Origin of the sequence: Micromonospora sp. NBRC 101691 (genome assembly GCF_030269285.1) — a bacterium.
GTDB classification, from domain to species: Bacteria; Actinomycetota; Actinomycetes; order Mycobacteriales; family Micromonosporaceae; genus Micromonospora; species Micromonospora echinospora.
Genome location: NZ_BSTB01000022.1, coordinates 23274 through 40973 on the forward strand (window position 1 = coordinate 23274; position 17700 = coordinate 40973).

12 protein-coding genes are annotated in these 17700 nt (G+C 69.9%); 5 read left to right on the forward strand and 7 right to left on the reverse strand.

The window, feature by feature from the left end; all coding sequences use genetic code 11:
- Positions 1–201 precede the first annotated feature (201 nt).
- Complete coding sequence (locus QSK20_RS26755; protein ID WP_285791378.1) at positions 202–2073, reverse strand: B12-binding domain-containing radical SAM protein; 1872 nt, start codon at positions 2071–2073, stop codon at positions 202–204.
- A gap of 292 nt (positions 2074–2365) precedes the next feature.
- On the opposite strand from QSK20_RS26755, the gene QSK20_RS26760 reads away from it, so the two are divergent.
- The gene (locus QSK20_RS26760; protein ID WP_285791379.1) at positions 2366–3610 is read left to right on the forward strand and encodes an aminotransferase class III-fold pyridoxal phosphate-dependent enzyme; all 1245 of its coding nucleotides are present in this window, start codon (positions 2366–2368) and stop codon (positions 3608–3610) included.
- Between the two features lie 97 nt (positions 3611–3707).
- Here the strand turns inward: QSK20_RS26760 and QSK20_RS26765 are convergent, their stop codons facing one another.
- From QSK20_RS26765 to QSK20_RS26780, 4 genes are all read right to left on the reverse strand, one after another.
- Positions 3708–4220: a DinB family protein gene (locus QSK20_RS26765; protein ID WP_285791380.1), complete on the reverse strand. Its 513-nt coding sequence runs from the start codon at positions 4218–4220 to the stop codon at positions 3708–3710.
- A gap of 53 nt (positions 4221–4273) precedes the next feature.
- Positions 4274–5209 carry a WD40 repeat domain-containing protein gene (locus tag QSK20_RS26770; RefSeq protein WP_285791381.1) on the reverse strand — a complete coding sequence of 312 codons (936 nt, stop codon included), beginning with the start codon at positions 5207–5209 and terminating at the stop codon, positions 4274–4276.
- 197 nt (positions 5210–5406) lie between these two features.
- Complete coding sequence (locus QSK20_RS26775; protein ID WP_285791382.1) at positions 5407–6732, reverse strand: MFS transporter; 1326 nt, start codon at positions 6730–6732, stop codon at positions 5407–5409.
- 372 nt (positions 6733–7104) lie between these two features.
- Positions 7105–8115 (reverse strand): zinc-dependent alcohol dehydrogenase, encoded by a 1011-nt coding sequence (locus QSK20_RS26780; protein ID WP_285791383.1) that lies wholly within the window; start codon positions 8113–8115, stop codon positions 7105–7107.
- Positions 8116–8736: 621 nt separating this feature from the next.
- Here QSK20_RS26780 and QSK20_RS26785 point away from each other — a divergent pair.
- The 4 genes from QSK20_RS26785 to queD all read left to right on the forward strand — a co-directional run bounded on the left by QSK20_RS26785 (position 8737) and on the right by queD (position 11953).
- Positions 8737–10098 carry a cation:proton antiporter domain-containing protein gene (locus QSK20_RS26785; RefSeq protein WP_285791384.1) on the forward strand — a complete coding sequence of 454 codons (1362 nt, stop codon included), beginning with the start codon at positions 8737–8739 and terminating at the stop codon, positions 10096–10098.
- A 156-nt stretch (positions 10099–10254) separates the two neighbouring features.
- Positions 10255–10956: a 7-cyano-7-deazaguanine synthase QueC gene (gene queC, locus QSK20_RS26790; protein WP_285791385.1), complete on the forward strand. Its 702-nt coding sequence runs from the start codon at positions 10255–10257 to the stop codon at positions 10954–10956.
- Positions 10953–11600, forward strand: coding sequence for a 7-carboxy-7-deazaguanine synthase (gene queE / locus QSK20_RS26795; protein ID WP_285791386.1), 648 nt, complete (start codon positions 10953–10955; stop codon positions 11598–11600). Before queC ends, queE begins: the two co-directional genes overlap by 4 nt.
- Positions 11600–11953 carry a 6-carboxytetrahydropterin synthase QueD gene (gene queD / locus QSK20_RS26800; RefSeq protein WP_285791387.1) on the forward strand — a complete coding sequence of 118 codons (354 nt, stop codon included), beginning with the start codon at positions 11600–11602 and terminating at the stop codon, positions 11951–11953. Before queE ends, queD begins: the two co-directional genes overlap by 1 nt.
- Positions 11954–12025: 72 nt before the next feature.
- Here queD and QSK20_RS26805 read toward each other — a convergent pair whose 3' ends face one another.
- Positions 12026–15445, reverse strand: coding sequence for an MFS transporter (locus tag QSK20_RS26805; protein ID WP_285791388.1), 3420 nt, complete (start codon positions 15443–15445; stop codon positions 12026–12028).
- Positions 15442–17343: a hypothetical protein gene (locus QSK20_RS26810; RefSeq protein ID WP_285791389.1), complete on the reverse strand. Its 1902-nt coding sequence runs from the start codon at positions 17341–17343 to the stop codon at positions 15442–15444. The genes QSK20_RS26805 and QSK20_RS26810 overlap by 4 nt, the downstream gene beginning before the upstream one ends.
- Between the last annotated feature and the right edge of the window lie 357 nt (positions 17344–17700).

The following is a 17700-nucleotide window of genomic DNA, read 5'->3' on the forward strand; positions in this document are numbered from 1 at the left end:
GGGACGTTGCCCCGGAGACATTTTTCCGCATCCGCCACGAACCCATCCACACCCGCCCACCACCGTGACTTTCCGTAGCCATCGGCCGGTGCCGTGGGGTTGCCGATGACGGGGCCGCCGACGGAATCCGTGGTCGACTTCCCCGCCAGCTTCGCGACCGGCAGAACGGGAGTGGTGCGGCGGGTGTGGTTGGGACGAGGGTCAGAGGGGAACCGCTTCGGCGGCGACCAGTTCGGCATCCCGACGGTTCTCGTCGAGCAATTCGACGAAGCGGCGCTGGATCCGGCCGATCCGCTCGTCACCGGTGGGCCGGACCATGAACGAGCACCCTTCGGCATCTCCGGCCGTCTGCGCTCCGACCTGCGCGCTGACCTGCGGCTGACCGCTGTACAGCGCGATGGCCGCAGCGATCATGTCACCGGCGAAGCGGCAGAACTGGTCGGCGCCGGCGCCCTTGTCGGCGTCCGCGACGTGCTGCATCACGCAGACGCAGCCCAGCGGGTGGCCGAGTGCCAGCAGCCCGTCGGCGGTCTCCCGGATCGCCCGCACGGTGGCCGGCAGCTCCTCCGGGCTCTCCGGGTCGAGCTGCGCCATGCTGTGCTCGACCAGACGTGCGCCGGCCTCCGCCGCGGAGACCGGCCCCTGCTCGCGGCGCTCCGCCCCCTCGAGGACGTACTTCGGCCACAGCGCCATGGCGAGGGTGCCCACCCAGGCCGTGTAGAGCTCGTCCGCCGCCAGGACGCCGTTGGCGAAGGCGAAGTTGAACTGGTCGAACAGGGCGGGGTCGGTCAGCGGGTCGACGATGCCCCGGCTCAGACAGGTCTGGTAGTCCGGGGAGCCGTAGATCGGGTAGAACGGGTTGGTCCAGAACTCGACCCCGGCCAGCACCAGGTTCACCGCGTCCTGCACGATCGCGTCGAGGCTCTGGTCGGGCAGCCCGACGATGATCGCGGCGCTCGCCGTCAGCCCGAACTTCTCGAACAGGGCGACCCCGGCGGAGACCTTGTCCAGCGAGGTGAACCCCTTGCGCATCTTGCGCAGCCGGGCCGCGTCGGTGGTCTCCAGCCCGAGGAAGAGATCGTCGAAGCCGGCCGAGACCATGCTCTCCACCAGGTCCTCGGTGAGCTTCACGACGGTCATGCCGTTCGGCAGGCTGAGCCGGACGTCGAGCTGACGTCGGACGATCTCCTGGCAGATCGCGTGCACCCGCTCGATGTCGAAGGTGAAGTTGTCGTCCTCCACCAAGAAGCGGCGCACCCCGTGCACGTTGACGTAGTGCTCGATCTCGTCGACCACGCGCTGCGGGTCACGGGCCCGGAACTGCTTGCCGACCGTGGCGTGCACGGTGCAGAACGAGCAGGAGAACGGACATCCCCGGCTGGTGATCAGGGTCACCGCGTTGCCGTACCGGTCGAAGTCGAGCTGGTCGGCGGCGGGCGGCGCCAGGGAGTCCAGGTCGGCGACGAAGGGCGCACGGGGGCGGATGTGCGGCGTGCCGGGCGTGGCGCAGTCGCAGAGCCCCTCGCCACAGCGGAAGGCCACCCCGAGCAGCTCGGTCAGGGGCCGCCCGGTGGCGAACGCGTCCAACAGCGCGACGGTGGTCACCTCGGCCTCACCGAGCATCACCGCGTCGATCTCGGGCACCTCGAGCACGTGCGGGAAGGCGACGGTGCCGTGCTGACCGCCAAGGATCACCTTCGCGTTCGGCAGGACCCGCTTGGCCATCCGGGCCAGCTCGTAGGCGCTCTCGTAGTAGGGGGTGAACATGCAGGAGATGCCGACGACGTCCGCTTCGCTGGCAGCGAGGGCCGCCTCGATGCGCTCCGTCCGGGCGCCCCAGTGCATGATGTGCCGCCAGCGCGGGTGACGCTCCAGCTTGGCCCGCTCGATCGTGGTCAGCTCCGCGTCCGGGACGACATGGTTGTCCTCGGTGTAGGCGAGGGAGTCGAAAATCTCCGTCTCGTGCCCCGCGGCGCGCAGCGCTGACGAGACGTAGGCGAGCCCGATCGGAACGTGACGTCCGATTTCCACCATGCATCCGCGGATCGGCGGCTTGACGAGGAAAACCTTCACTTGATTACCTTCCGTAACAGAAGGCGCTGCCACCAGCGCGTTCATCCGCTGACCCCGTGCCTCTCCACGGTAATCGACGCGGCGACCGAGACAAATACCTGAAAGTACTCGATCCGAGGCGGGCCTCCATACTGGACGAATTCCCCAGATAATTGACGGCTTGCTCACCCGGTGTCGCTTGTCGATACCACTCAGTGGTGGGCACTCGCGATTCGGCTTTGTCGCACCCTATGATTTGCCGCGTGTCGCCCACGACCGGCCGAGGGGCGCAGGACAGCCGGAGGTTCCACTGATGATTATTGCCAACGCTGACGGGTGCACGCCGTACGAGGTGGCGCGGGGTGTCACCATCGTCCGTGGCGAAGGCGCCTACGTGTACGACGCGGAGGGTCGTGGCCTCATCGACCTCTCCAACTCCTTCGGTAGCGTGATGCTCGGGCACCAGGACCCGGTGGTCACCGAAGCCGTGCTGAAGACGGTGCGCTCGGGCGTCCCGGCGGCGGCCTCGCTCGACCTGCAGAACCGCCTGGCCGAGCAGATCGCCGGGGACCTTCCCGGTGACCAGCGGGTGGCGTTCTTCAAGACGGGCACCGCCGCGACCCGGGCCGCCGCCTCGGCCGCGCGCCAGGTGACCGGCAAGCGGCTCATCGCCAGCTGCGGTTACCACGGGTACGACCTGATGTGGGAGTTCACCCCGCCGGGCCAGCCCAACTCCGAGGACGTGCTGCACTGCTACCACCTGCCGGAGCTGATCGACCAGGTCCTCGACAAGCACGCCAACGAACTGGCCGCCGTGATCATCGCGCCGGACTACATCCACGTCTCGCCGGAGTACATCGCCGACCTGTTCGAACGGTGCGAGCGGGTCGGGGTGGTCACCATCGCCGACGAGGTGAAGCACGGTTACCGTCTCCGGCAGGGCGCCTCGGTCACCGAGGCGAGCGTCGTGGCGGACATGTACACGTACGCCAAGGGGATCAGCAACGGCTGGCCGCTCTCCTGCGTGGCCGGCGACGAGCGGTTCCTGAAGCCGCTGGCCGAGTTCGTCTCGACCCTCACCTTCGAGGCACCCAGCTTCGCGGCGGCCTCGGCGACCCTCGACCGGCTGGCCGAGCTGGACGTCCAGGCGCAGCTGGCCATCGACGGCGCCCGCTTCGTGTCCGAGTCGGCCAAGATGATCAGCACCCGCGACCTGCCGATCGAGATGGCCGGCACCGGGGCCGCGTTCCAGTTCGTCTGCGCCCCGGAGGTGGAGGAGGTCCTCCTGCCGCACGCCCTGGCCGAGGGGCTCATCCTCGAACCGTCCGACCAGCAGTACCCGTCCGCGTGCTTCCGCGGCGAGGTGGTCGACGACGCGCTCGACCGGCTCGACCGCGCGCTGACCACGATGGCCGCCGCGCGGCCCGACCTGGTCGGACGCGAGGTGACCCAGCTCGACCGGGTCAACGCGGCCTTCTGCCAGATGGACGGCCTGCCGGGCCGGCCGGACGGCTGGAGCCTCGACCAGTGCGTGGAGTACGTGACCGCTCAGCTCTGACCCTACGGCAGGGGCCGCCCCCGACAGTTTCCTGTCCGGGCCGGCCCCTGTCGTGCTCACGGCTGCCAGGACGGCACAAGCCGTGGTGACGACGGACTCACTCGCCCGTCGCGCCGTCGATGCTCTGCCGGATCAGGTCCGCGTGACCGTTGTGCCGGGCGTACTCCTCGAGGATGTGCACCACCGTGGTCCGGAGGTTGCGCACCTCGCCCTCGTCCTCGTAGGTCTCCCCGAGGTCGCGCAGCGTGAACGCCTTACGGGTCAGCTCCGCCTCCTGCCGGAAGAGGTCGAAGTCGGCCTGCACGTCCGCCGAGGCGACGTCGTCGAAGGCCGCGTCCGGGCGCTCCTCGGAGGAGTACGGGTCCTCGGCCGTCTCGCCGGTGAAGAGGGTACGCAGCCAGCGCTCCAGCTCCGTCATGTGGCGCACCAGCCCGAGCAAGGTCAGGTTGGTCACCGGGACGCTGTTGGTCTTCAGCTGTGCCTCGGTCAGGCCGGAGCATTTCCACAGCAGGGTGTCGCGGTGGTAGTCGAGCCAGCCCGCCAGCACGGCGGTCTCGTCGCCCAGCATGGGGTCCGGTTTCCGGTCGACGGCAGGGGCGGTCCAGGTCATGGGGTGGTCCCTTTCGTTAGCAGAGTCAGTGAGGGGTACGGCGGTCCCGACCGTCACCCGGCAGCAGGGTACGCCGGGAACGGCAGGATCCGGGCGGTCCCGTCCTGGCTGGCGGTGACGATGCGCTCGCCGGACCGGTCGAAGGCGATGTTCCACACCGGAGCGGTGTGTCCGGTCTCCACCTCACCGACCTGCTGCCCGGTGACGACGTCCCAGACCCGCACGGTGCAGTCCTCGGCCGCGCTGACCAGCAGGCGACCGTTCGGGTGGAAAACCACCCCGTCGACCGCGTCGGTGTGTCCGACCAGCGGCTCGACCGCCGCGCCACCCGCCGCGTGGTCCCAGATGCGGACGGTCAGGTCGTCGGACCCGCTGGCCAGCAGCCGCCCGTCGGGACTGAAGGCGACGCTGACCGCGCCCTTCGTGTGCCCGACCAGCGGGGTGCCGACCGGGCGCCCGGTCGCGGTGTCGTAGAGACGCACCGCGTCGCCGGTCGAGGCGACCAGGTGACCGTCCGGGTGGAAGGCCACCCCGTCGATCTCGTCGGTGCTCTCGGTGAGGGGCTCACCCACCGGCTCGCCGCCGGGCACCTTCCACAGTCGTACGGTGTGGTCGGCGCTGCCGGTGGCCAGCAGCCCGCCGTCGGGGTGGAAGGCCACGCCGTAGACGCCGGCGGTGTGCCCGGTGAGCGGGGCACCGACCTGCTCACCGGTGCTGACGTCCCAGATCCGGGCGGTCCGGTCCTCGCTGGCACTGGCCAGCAGCCGACCGGCGGGGTCGAACACCACGAGCCAGACCGTGTCGGTGTGTCCGGTGAGGGTCCGGCCGACCTGCTCGCCGGTGGTCGCGTCCCAGAGACGGACGGTGCCGTCCTCGCCGCTGGTGGCGACCAGGTGATCGTCGGGGTGGAAGACCGCGCCGATCACGCCCTCCTGGTGCCCGGTCAGCACCAGGGACGGTCGAGTGGGGGGCACTGCTGCCGACTCCACCTGTCTGCTCCGTTCTCCACATTGCGTGGGGGGGGGTGGGGGTGGCCCGGGGTGCGCCGGGTCGCGCGCCGCCGCGCCCTGGACGTAGGGGACCAGGGCCGGGACGTTCCCGTCCCGGCGGAGGGGCCGGTCGGTGACCGGCCCGGACACGGGTCGCCGTCCGCCGGGTCCGACGGACGGCGACCCGCATCGTCAGTTCACTCGGTACGCGACCGACGGTTGAACAGGGCGAGGACGGCCGGCAGCGCGGCGATGACGGCGGCCACCCAGAACGCCCGACGCATCCCCTCGACCGGGTCGGCGGGCGTGCCCGCTGCGGTGACCAGCACGGCCAGGCCCAGCGCCGGGCCGATCTGCTGGACCGCCTGCAACACGCTGGACGCCGCGCCGGTCACCTCCGGAGCCACGTTCGACATGATCGAGGCGGTCACCGAGGAGTAGATCAGGCCGGCGCCGAAACCGGCGATCGCCAGCGGACCGAGCAGCGAGGTGACGTAGCCGCCGTCGGCGGAGATCTGGGTGAGCCAGACCATCCCGAGCGTGGTGAGCAGCGCGCCGATCCCGGCCACGACGCTCGGACCGAGCTTGGGTACCAGCTGTCCGCTCAGGATCGCGGCGACCAGGACCAGGACCGCCGCCGGAATGAAGGCGAAGCCGGTACGCAGCGCGGAGTAGCTCCACACCCCCTGGAAGTACTGGGTGAGGAAGAAGAACATGCCGGCGAAGGCGGCCGGGAAGAACAGCAGGGTGACGAAGCCGCTGGCCCGCACCCGGTCGGCGAACAGCCGCAACGGCAGCAGCGGCTGCCGGGCGCGACGCTCGGCCAGGATCAGCACGGTGAACAGGACGGCCGCCGCGGCGAGGCAGGCCAGGACGACCGGGTCGTCCCAACCCTCGGTCGAGGTGCGGACCAGGGCGTACACCAGGGCGACCATCGCACCGGTCGAGGTCACCGCTCCGACGATGTCGAACGAGCCGCGCTGCGGCTGGCTCTCGCTGAGGACACGCGGCGCGAGCAGGAGCACCAGCGCGACCACCGGCACGTTGATGAAGAACACCCAGCGCCAGGAGGCGGCGTCGCTGAGCACCCCGCCGAGGATCAGACCGAGCGTGCCGCCGGCCGCGGCGATGCCGGTGTAGACACCGATCGCCTTGTTCCGGGCCGCGTTGTCGGTGAAGTTGATCGGGATCAGCGAGAGCGACGTCGGGGCGACCAGCGCTGCCCCGACCCCCTGGAGGGCACGAGCGGCGATCAGCATCTCCGGGGTGGTGGCGAGGCCACAGATCAGCGAGGCGACGCCGAAGATCGCCAGCCCGACGAGAAGGATCCGCCGCTGGCCGACGATGTCGCCGGCCCGGCCGCCGAGCAGCATCAGACCGCCGAACGCCAGGGCGTACGCGTTGACCACCCAGACCAGCCCGGTCCCGCTCGCCTCGAGGCTCTGCTGGATCTTCGGCAGGGCGACGTAGACCACCGTCGAGTCGAGGACGATCATCAACGCGCAGGAGGCCAGGAGGGCCAACGCGAGTCCCGGTCGGTTGGGGCCCGCCGTGCCGGGCTGCTGGGCTCCGGCGCCGGTCGCTTGTTTGGCCGTGTCAGACATAGACAGCCTCACTCATTATGGTCGGAATCAGGATCGGCCAATATATGCGATTCGGCGTGTCCGTCTGAAGACCCGGAACGGGTCCATCCGTCCACTTCGGAGAAACTCTGGCGGCTGGAGGCCGTTTTCCTCGCACCACAGTGGAGTGATTCGGCGACCTCCCGGCGGCCAACGAGGAAACGGCCGGTGACGATTCGGGTCACCGGCCGTTGGTGGCCGGCGGCCATGGAACCGGCCGGCCGTGGTGCCGCCCCGCCGGAGGGCGGCACCACGTTCCGACTCGCGTGTCGGCTACTCGTTCCGCAGGTCGAAGACGACCCGGACCGTGCCGTCGGTGCGGTTGATGGCCCGCTCGATGGCGGGGGCGTAGTCGTCCAGCGTGACGATGTCGGTCAGGATGGGCTTCGTGTCGATCGCCCCGTTCGCGATCAGATCCACGGCTTCCCGGTACTTGCCACCGGGCCCCATGACGCCGACCAGGCTGGCGTACGACAGCGGCAGCCGCGCGGTCTCCAGCGAGTGCTCGGCACCGACCTGGTAGCCGACCAGGCAGACCCGCCCGCCGGGACGGACCAGGTCGAGCGCGCGGACGACCGACTCCGGGTCGCCGGACGCCTCGAACACGACGTCCACCTTGTCCGCGTAGCTGGTGAGCTCGGGCAGCTCGCTGGGGTGCACCGCGGCGTCGGCACCGCTCTCCTCGGCGATCTTGCGACGCTCGGCGACCAGGTCGGTGGCGAGCGTGACCGAGGCCCCGGTGGCCCGTGCCGACTGGAGGATGAGCTGGCCGATGCCACCGGCACCCAGCACGGCGACCCGCTCCGCCGGCCGGAGGTTGATCCGGTCCACCGCGTGCAGCGCGACGGCGAGCGGCTCGACCTGGCTCGCTGCGGCGAGGTCCATCCCCTCCGGCAGCAGGTAGAGGTTGGTGATCGGCACGGCCACGTAACCGGCGCAGCCACCGTCCACGGTGAAGCCGATCTCGATCAGGTTCTCGCACATCACCGGCAGCCCGTCCCGGCAGGGCCCACAGCCCTGGCAGCCGACGATCAGATCGCCGGTGACCGGACGGCCGACCCAGGACTCGTAACCCTCCGGGGCCGAGTCCACCACGCCGGCCCACTCGTGACCGGGCACGATCGGGTACCGGTTGCCGTGCCACTTGCCCCGGTAGAGCCAGAGATCACTACCACAGAGGCAGCAGTAGTGCACCTTGACGACAGCCCATCCGGGAGGTGCCTCCGGGCGGGGAGTGTCAATGATCTGAGCCTTGTGTCCTCCGTGGAACTGTAGCGCCCGCATTCGTCCCCCCACGCGGCTGTGAGATGTTCTCCGAACACCTTAGATGCCGGTTGATCGAGGCTCAACAAGTTCCGCTCTGGAAATTCCACCTTGACAGATCATCCATACCTGACTATCGTCCCGAAAGGATCCTCCAACCTCTGGGAGATTTGACGGCCGGTTCTCCGGTGACGTCCTCCAGCATCGGGGCTTGGCTGTGTCGAGGTCGTGCCCACGGGCCGTCTGACAAGTTTGGGGGTGTGGCGGTAGACATCACGAGAACTGTCGTCGTGCTGCGTCTCGAAAACGCTGTTCTCCACTGCCGCCGTCGCGCCGCAATTCCGGCCCGTCAATCTGGTCACCAAATCTCGGCCATTCGATGATGGCCTATGTCCGGAGTTCGGGGCGGAGCCCGGTTCCTACCGGGTGAATCGTCGCGACCGGTGGCGGGATGGCCGCGCCCGAGGCGCCGACGCCTGAACATCCTCCGCGATGCCCGCGCGCGTGTGCTCCCAGGCGGGGCGAACACTCGTCCCCGGTCCGGCCCCCGTCCCACCACCGGCAGGTGTGGCGATGGTCCATGCTCTGAGATCACCGGCGCTGGTCCCGACTGGTACCCGTACCAACAGCTCAAGGACCCAGATGGACTCCGTGCACTCCGACCTCAAGGTCGCCATCGTCGTCGCCGACATCGCCATCGTGCTGATCGTCGGCTCACTGCTCGTCATGCTGCTCCGCCGGCTGAAGCAGCCGCCGGTCATCGGCGAGATCACCGCCGGCATCGTGCTCGGCCCGAGCATCCTCGGCCTGCTCCCCGGGGACGTCACCGGTTTCCTCTTCCCCGTCGAACTCCGCCCCCACCTTTCGATGATCTCGCAGGTGGGACTTCTGCTCTTCATGTTCCTGGTGGGCTGGGAGTTCAACAGCCAACTGCTCAAGCGCGGGTCCCGTGCGATCGCCTCGGTCTCGCTCTGGGCGTTCGTCCTGCCCTTCGCGCTCGGCCTCGGCACCGCCGCCCTGCTCTACGAGCGGCACGACGTGGTCGACGGAGAACACGTCTCCTTCTGGTACTTCGCCGCCTTCCTGGGCATCGCGATGTCGATCACCGCGTTCCCGGTGCTGGCCCGGATCCTCCACGACACCCGACTGGCGGGCACCCGGATCGGGGCCCTGACCCTGGCCTCCGCCGCGCTGGAAGACGTGATGGCCTGGATCCTGCTCGCCGTCATGGTGGTCGGGTTCACGGCGAGTGGCGGCACCACCACCCTGCTGACCGTCCTCGGGCTCTTCCTGCTCTACGCCCTGGTGATGGCCGTCGGGGTCCGCCCGGCGCTGCGCTGGCTCGTCGCCCGGCTCACCCAGGGCGGCAAGGCCTCGCCGTTCCTCGTGCCGTTGATCGCCGCCGGAGCATTCCTCTCCGCCTACGCCACGTCCTGGATCGGGGTGCACGCGATCTTCGGGGCGTTCGCCTTCGGTCTGGTGATGCCCCGCGAGCCCCGGGCACTGCTCGCCGAAACCCTGCACACTCCCCTGGAGAGCGGCACCCGCCTGCTGCTACCGATCTTCTTCATCGTCACCGGGCTCTCCGTGGACATCAGCGCCCTCGGCTGGACCGGTCTCGGCGAACTGGCCATCATCATGGCCGCCGCCTGTGCCGGCAAGCTCCTCGGCGCGACCCTGCCGGCGAAGCTCTCCGGCATGAGCTGGCGGGACTCCTACGCGGTCGGGCTGCTGATGAACACCCGGGGCCTGACCGAACTGGTGATCCTCAACATCGGCGTCTCGCTCGGGGTACTCGACGGCGAGATGTTCACCATGATGGTGCTGATGGCCCTCATCACCACGGCCATGGCGGTGCCGCTGCTGCCCAAGGGGCTGCCCCGGGCACCGGGAGGCCTGTTCGACATCCCGTCGGTCACCGTGCCGTCCGGTGCGTCCGCCCGGCGCACACCCGCACCGGGCGCCGCCACCAGCGGGCAGGAGGTGCCGTCCGGCAAGTCCTGAGCCGCCACCGCGACACACCGGCGCCGGAACGCCCCGTCGCCGGTGTGTCGCGTACCGCAGGACCGCGCCCTGAGCCGGGTCCCCGCCTGAACGCTGAGTAGGCTTACCGCCGGGTACGACCGTGCCCGTGGACGAGGTGAAGGGTGGTGGCGGCGCGTGCCGACGGAGAAGCGCAGGGCCGTGGTGCTGCTCAGCGGTGGGCTCGACTCCGCCACGGTGCTCGCGATGGCCGTGCACGAGGGGTACGACGCGCACGCGCTCAGCTTCCGTTACGGCCAGCGGCACACCGTCGAGCTGGAGGCCGCTGCCCGGGTGGCGAAGGCTCTGGGCGCGACCCGGCACGTGGTCGCCGACATCGACCTGCGGGTCTTCGGGGGCTCGGCGCTGACCGACGACGCGCTCGCCGTCCCGCACCACGACAGCGCCGACGACCTGGGCGACGAGATCCCGGTCACCTACGTGCCGGCCCGGAACACGATCTTCCTGTCGTTCGCCCTGGCCTGGGCGGAGACCCTGGACGCCTCGGACATCTTCATCGGGGTCAGCGCGCTGGACTACAGCGGCTACCCGGACTGCCGACCGGAGTACGTCGCCGCCTACGAGACGATGGCCAACCTGGCCACCAAGGCCGGTGTCGAGGGGCGGCAACGGCTGCGCATCCACACCCCGCTGATCCAGCTCACCAAGGCCGAGACCATCCGCCGGGGCCTGGAGCTGGGCGTCGACTACGCCTGGACGCACAGCTGCTACGACCCGGTCGACGGCCGCGCCTGCGGCAGCTGCGACTCCTGCCTGCTGCGCGGGCGCGGCTTCGCCGAACTCGGGCTGACCGACCCCGCCCTGTCCGCCACCGGATGACCGGCGTGTACCGCATCAAGGAGATCTTCTACACCCTCCAGGGCGAGGGCACGCACGCCGGCCGGCCCGCCGTCTTCTGCCGCTTCACCAGTTGCAACCTGTGGACCGGGCGGGAGGAGGATCGCCACCGGGCGATCTGCCGGTTCTGTGACACCGACTTCGTCGGCACCGACGGCCCCGGCGGGGGCCGCTTCGGCACCGCCGCCGAGCTGGCCGCCGCCGTCGCCGCCGTCTGGCAGGGGCAGGCTCACCCGCGCAGCCGCCCGTACGTGGTGTGCACCGGTGGAGAGCCGCTGCTGCAACTGGACGAGGCGGCCGTGTCCGCCCTGCACGAGGCGGGCTTCGAGGTCGCGGTGGAGACAAACGGCACCCGCCCGGCGCCTCCCGGCATCGACTGGACCTGCGTCAGCCCCAAGGCCGGCGCGGAGGTGGTGCTCACCCGCGGCGACGACCTCAAGCTCGTCTACCCGCAGCCGGGGGCGGAGCCGGCCCGCTTCGAGCACCTCGACTTCACCCACTTCATGCTCCAGCCGATGGACGGCCCGGACCGGGTCGCCAACACCGAGGCCGCCGTGCGGTACTGCCTGGAGCACCCGCAGTGGCGACTGAGCCTGCAGACCCACAAGTACATTGGAATCGCCTGATGGAGATCTTCCGGGAGTTCACCTTCGAGGCCGCCCACCGGCTGCCGAACGTGCCTACGGGGCACAAGTGCGCCCGCCTGCACGGTCACTCGTACCGGGTGGCCGTGCACGTCAGCGGCGACGTCGACCCGCAGGCCGGCTGGGTGATGGACTTCGGGGACCTCAAGCAGGCGTTCGAGCCGGTGCGGGACCAGCTCGACCACCACTACCTCAACGAGGTGCCGGGGCTGGAGAACCCGACCAGCGAGACGCTCGCCCGCTGGATCTGGGACCGGTTGGCCGACCGGCTGCCGCTCTCGGCGGTGTCGGTACGGGAGACCTGCACCTCCGGTTGCGTGTACCGGGGCGACTGACCCGCCGGACGGGCACTCCCACGTACGACGAAGGGCCGGACCACCGTGGTGGCCCGGCCCTTCTGACGGGTGTCACATCCGGGATTCGCTGACCCGGTCCCCCTCGCCGGCCATCGGGGTCTCCCCCTCGGCCGTCGTCATCGAAGCGTCCTGACCCGTCATCGGGGTCGTGGACTCCTCCGCCATCATCATCGGCTCGTCCATCTGCTCCGTGCGCAGCTCGGGCGGCAGCGCGTGCAGCGGATGCAGGCCGAGGAGCTGTAGACGACCCGGGAACACGTTCAGCCGACCGAAGTCGTCCAACCGGTTGCTGGTCTTGACGATGGACCGGCGGTGCTGCCGGGTCTCCTCCAGGATCTTCTCCCGGGCCACCGGGTCGAGCTGCTCCCCGGTCTGCGGGTCGGTGCCCGCCTTGGCGTGCCCCGGCTGGGCGAAGTCCGGCTCGCTGACACGCAACCAGGTGGCGGTGTCCTCCCGGATGCCGTCGGCGAGCTGACGCACGGCCGCCTCGTGGGAGGTCCCCTCGTCCCGGGCCTGCCAGTACCGGTAGACCCGGGCGGCGTGCCCGACGATGCCGGTCGTGGAGCCCCGGCTGAGCAGGAAGCTGCCGTTGCCGAAGGAGTCACCGGCGACCACGCAGTTCGCCGCCACGAGCGCGTCCCGCCCGATCCGTTCCACGTTGCTGACCAGCTTCGGGGTGGCGAGGCTGAGGGTACGGACGAGTTCCCGGCGCGGGATCTCGGTGAGCAGCGACACCTGGTCGAGGAAGTAGTCCCGGATCAGGTACCGGTGCGCGCCGAAGTACTCGACGGAGTCCCGCCGGGTGCCCGCCGGCACCATGCCGGCCTGGATCGGGTCGAAGGTCCGGTAGTCCGGCACCTCCAGGATCGTCCAGCCGGTCTCGCTGAACCCGTCGTGCCCGAGCGTCATCTGCCGGACCCAGTACTCGTTGCCCTGCTTGTCGAACGCGGAGGCGATGCGCTGGCGGGAGTTCGCCGCGACGTTGACGGCGATCAGTCCGACGATGTAGTCGGCCTGCGCCAGGAGCGGACCACGGCCGTCCTGGTGGTCGATCATCACGCGTTCCTGGGTGAACCCGAGCCGCTTGGCGTCGGTGCTCTCCACCCCCTCGGCGATCATGATCAGTCCGGGCGTGCCCAGGTCGACCAGTTCGGTGCCCCGGGCCCGGATCCGCCGGTAGGTGCCCTTCTCGTCCAGCTCGCGGATCGCCTCGATCCGGACCTGGAGCCGGCCGTCCGCGCCCCGGACGAGGCCGTACTCCTGCGACGACGCTTCCCGACGCGTCCAGCGCTGCCAGCTGGTCGGCCGGCTCGGCTCGGCCACCCGGTGGTACGTGAAGAGCCGGCACCGCGGTTCCCGACCGGCGTCGAGATCCATCCGCTCGATCTCCTCCAGGTACCGGCGGAGCAGGATCAGCAGATCCTCCGCGTTGACCTGGAAGGCGGGGGAGTCGGCGAAGACGTCCTCCATGCTGCGGCCGACGGTCTCCGGCCCGTGTTCCATGCCCGGAGCCGGCGGGTGCGTCACGGTGACCGCCCGGTTCGGCTTGCCGCCCACCCACCGGTCGTCGACGAACTCCGCCGTCCGGACGTGCCCGCCGACGCACGAGTCGGCCCACCCGTAGAGGATCTCGTCGGTCCGGGCCGCGGCACCCTCCTCGGCGTCGGCACGGTAGAAGACCTCGTGCAGGATGAACGGCTTGCCGTCGATCCGGCGGGGGATGCCCTCCTCGCCGTACCGCTCCACCATCAGCCGGTCGATGACCGCCAGGTGGTGGTAGATGTCGGAAGTGATCTTCCACTGCATCAGCGTCAGGTACGGGTCGCCCCGCAGCTCGACGCCGACCGCGCGCCGGCCCATGGCGATCGACCAGAGCATCGCCATCATGTTGGTGCCGCCGAGGCCCACCGCGAGGAAGTCCGGGTCGACCGCGCCGGTTGCGTCGACCTGCCGGTTCGGCGACGTCGAGGACGTCTCGTCCAGCGAGTCGGGCGCGGTCTTGGGCACCTCGCTCTCCACCGCGAAGGCGGCGAGCAGCATGGCGGCCACCATCGTGCCGAAGCCGACCAGGAACGCCATCTGGAAGCCGTCGGTCAGGGCGACCGCGGTCGTCTCGCCCCGGGACAGGGCGGACTCGGTGACGTTGGCCGCCACCGGGGCCAGCACCGCCAGGCCGATCGCCGCACCGAGCTGCTGGGTGGTGTTGAGCAGGCCGGACCGGATGCCGCTGTCCTTGAGCGTGGCCTCGGCCAGGGCGATCCGCAGCACCGGAGGTGTCGCGAGCCCGGAGCCGGTGCCGATCAGCAGCACGGCCGGCAGCACGTCCACCCAGTAGTTGCCGTCGGCCGGAATCCGGGCGAGCAGCAGCAGTCCGACGGCCATCAGCCCCATCGCGGGGAGGAGCAGCGTCTTGGCGTCCCGCTTGCGGGCCAGCCGGGGGGCGACCTTCAGCGAGCCGACCCCGATGGCGACCGCGGCCGGCACGAACGCGAAGCCCAGCTCCATGACGGTGAAACCGAGGACGTTCTGCAGGTAGAGCGCGCAGAGGAAGAACATCGCGGTCGGACCGGCGACCATCAGCGCCAGGACGACGTTCGACCAGGCGACGTTCCGGGCGCGGAGCACCTCGCCCGGCACCAGCGGGTTACGGGCCCGCCGCTGCCAGAGGACGAAGCCGGCCATCAGCAGCAGCGCCAGGCCGCCGAACAGCGCCGTCCGGGCCCCACCGGTGTCGGCCTGCACGATGGCGTAGACCGTCAGCATCAGCGAACCGACCAGGGCGAGTGCCCCGATCCAGTCGATGCCCTCGCCGGCCGAGGTGTCCCGGACGTTGTCCAGCAGCCGGACGGCCGCCAGGATGGTGACCAGGCCGATCGGAACGTTGACGAAGAAGATCCAGTGCCAGCTGAGCGACGCGGTCAGCGCCGCGCCGGCGAGCTGGCCGAGCGCGGCTCCCGACGCCGCCACGAAGGCGTAGAAACCGAGTGCCCGGGCCTGCTCCCGGGGCTTCGGGAACATGGTGACGATCATGCTGAGCACGACCGCGGTGGTGAACGCTCCACCCACACCCTGCACGAACCGGGCCCCGACCAGCACGGCCTGGTCGGTGGCCAGGCCACAGACGACCGAGGCGGCCGTGAACAGACCGAGCCCGCTGAGGAAGACGCGCTTGGTGCCGATCAGGTCGCCGAGCCGGCCGGCGAAGAGCAGCAGCCCGCCGAACGGGATGAGGTAGGCGTTCACCACCCAGGCCAGGTCGGCCTGGGGGAACCCCAGGCCTTCCTGGATGGACGGTAGGGCGACGTACACGGCGGAGCCGTCGACGACGGAGATCAGGACGCCCACGCAGAGCACGATCAGCGCGAGCTGGCGCTCCCGCAGGCTCCGCAACGGCTGCGCGGTGTCGCGCAGGACGACCGTCTCTCCTCCGCCGCCGTAGGAGTCACCCCGGGGTTGGTTGAGCTTGGTCACGACGCCGAACCGGCCCCGGCAGCGACGGTCTCCCGCATGTCGTCACCCATTCCGGACATGTCGTCGGGCATCATCTGCCGCTCGGCCGGGTGGGTCGTCATGAGCGGCGGCAGGTCGCTGCTGTGCAGCCGGCCGCTGCGCACCGAGAGTCGCCGCCAGTCCGACGGGTCGAGCGGCACGAGCGAGTGCCGGTGCCGCCGGGTCGCGTCGATCGTGTTCGCCCGCTCGCCGGACGAACGTCCGGTCTGCTTCTCGATCTCCTTGATCCGCTCCTCACCGAAGTTGATCGGCACGGCCTGGCTGAACTCCTGCGCGCTGACCTGGAGCCAGCCGAGGGTGTCCACCTTGATCTGGTCGGCCAGCTCACGGATCGCCTGCTGCTGGCTGACCCCCGCGTCGCGGGCCTGCCAGTACCGGAGCACCCGGGAGCTGTGGCCCACCATGCCGGTGATCGCGCCACCGCTGGTCATGAAGTGGCCGTTGCCGAAGGAGTCCCCGGCCACCACGCCGTTCGCGGCGACCAGCGCGTCCGCGCCGATCCGCTCGATCAGGCTGAACAGCTTCGGCCCGTACGGAGCCTGGACCTTCTCCAGGTCGGAGACGGGGATCTCGGTGATCAGCGAGACCTGCTCCAGGTAGAACTCGCGCAGCAACTGCTGGTACGCGTTCAGGTACTCCTTGGCCCGCTTCGGCGTGCCCGGCGGGACCAGCCCGGCCAGGATCGGGTCGAAGGTCTTGAAGTCCGGCACCTGGACCAGGATCCACCCCACCTCGGGGTCGTCCTCGTGGCCCACCGCGATCTGGCGCACCCAGTACTCGTTGCCCTCGCGGTCGAACTCGGAGGCGATCCGGCGACGGAGCCGGGCACCGACGTGCAGTTCGAGGTAGCCCGCGAGGTAGTCGGCCTGGGCCACGACCGCGCCACGGCCGTCGTGGTGGTCGACCGCGACGTCCTCCTGCCGGAAGCCGAGCCGGTCCGCGTCGCTGCTGTCGAAGCCCTGCGCGATCATGAACAGCTCGGGCACGCCCAGGTCGATCAGCGGGGTCCCGGGCTTGCGGATCCGGCGGTACCGGCCCCGGTAGTCGAGCTCCTGGACCTCCTCGATGATGAGGCGCTTACGCCCGTCCGGGAGGCTGACGAAGCCGTCCTCCTGCCGCATCCACTTGAGGAAGCCGTCACCGTCGCCCTCGTCGCCGACGGCCACCCGGTGCGACAGGAAGAGCCGGACCCGGGGCGTCACGCCGGCGGCGATGTCCATCTCCTCGACCATCTCGAGGTAGCGGCGCAGCATGATCAGCACCTCGGAGGCACCGGCCTGGAACGTGGACGGGCCGTCGAGGACCGTGACCATGTCCCGGCCGACCTTCTCGGGGTCGTGCTCGGCCGGCGGCTTGGCCGGCTGAAGGACAGTGAGCACCCGCTTCGGCGTGCCGTCCGTCCACCGGTCGTCGATGAACTCGGTGTGGTGGATCAGGCCCGATACGTGGGACTCCTCGCCACCGGAGATGATCTCGTCGGCGTACACGTCACCCGGCTCGGTGACCGCGCTGTAGAAGGTCTCGCGGAGCTTGAAGAGCCGGCCGTCGCCCTTGCGGGGAATGCCCTCCTCGCCGTACCGCTCGAGCATGAGCTGGTCGATGAGACCGAGGTGGTGCCAGAAGTCCTCACGGATGTTCCAGTGGACACCGAGCGAGGGGTCGCCACGCAGTTCGACACCGACGCAGCGGCGACCGTTGGCCACCGACCACAGCATCGCCATCATGCTGGTCCCGCCCAGCCCGAGTGCGACGAAGTCGGGATTGTGGATACCGGTCCAGTCGATCTCGGTCTTCGTGCCACGCGATGCCCGGGACCGCTCCGTCGGGTCGAGCGCGCTCGGCGCGCTCCCACGCGACATACGCTCGACCAGGGAAGCTAATCGCAGATTCTTCATGACCTTTCCTCGACTCTTGAGGTTACGGACAAATACCAAGCAGTCGACCGTCGAACGCGACGAAATGGCCGCCATTCGACTAGTTCAATGCTAATTAAACTGTCAAGCGGGTTGCCGCTCATCAGCCCCAGATCGGGTGCATTCACGGAGGCCTGAACCAACAGTCGCGGATCTACGCGCGTCCTGGCGCGCTGGGCGCGATTGGCGTGGCCGACCCCGGCCGCGTGCACGTCAACAGCCAGCTCGCTCGCCGCTGGCCGGTCGCATCGCTGCCGGTCTATCGCATCGCCACCTAACATCCGAGGCAACACCGGCCTCCGA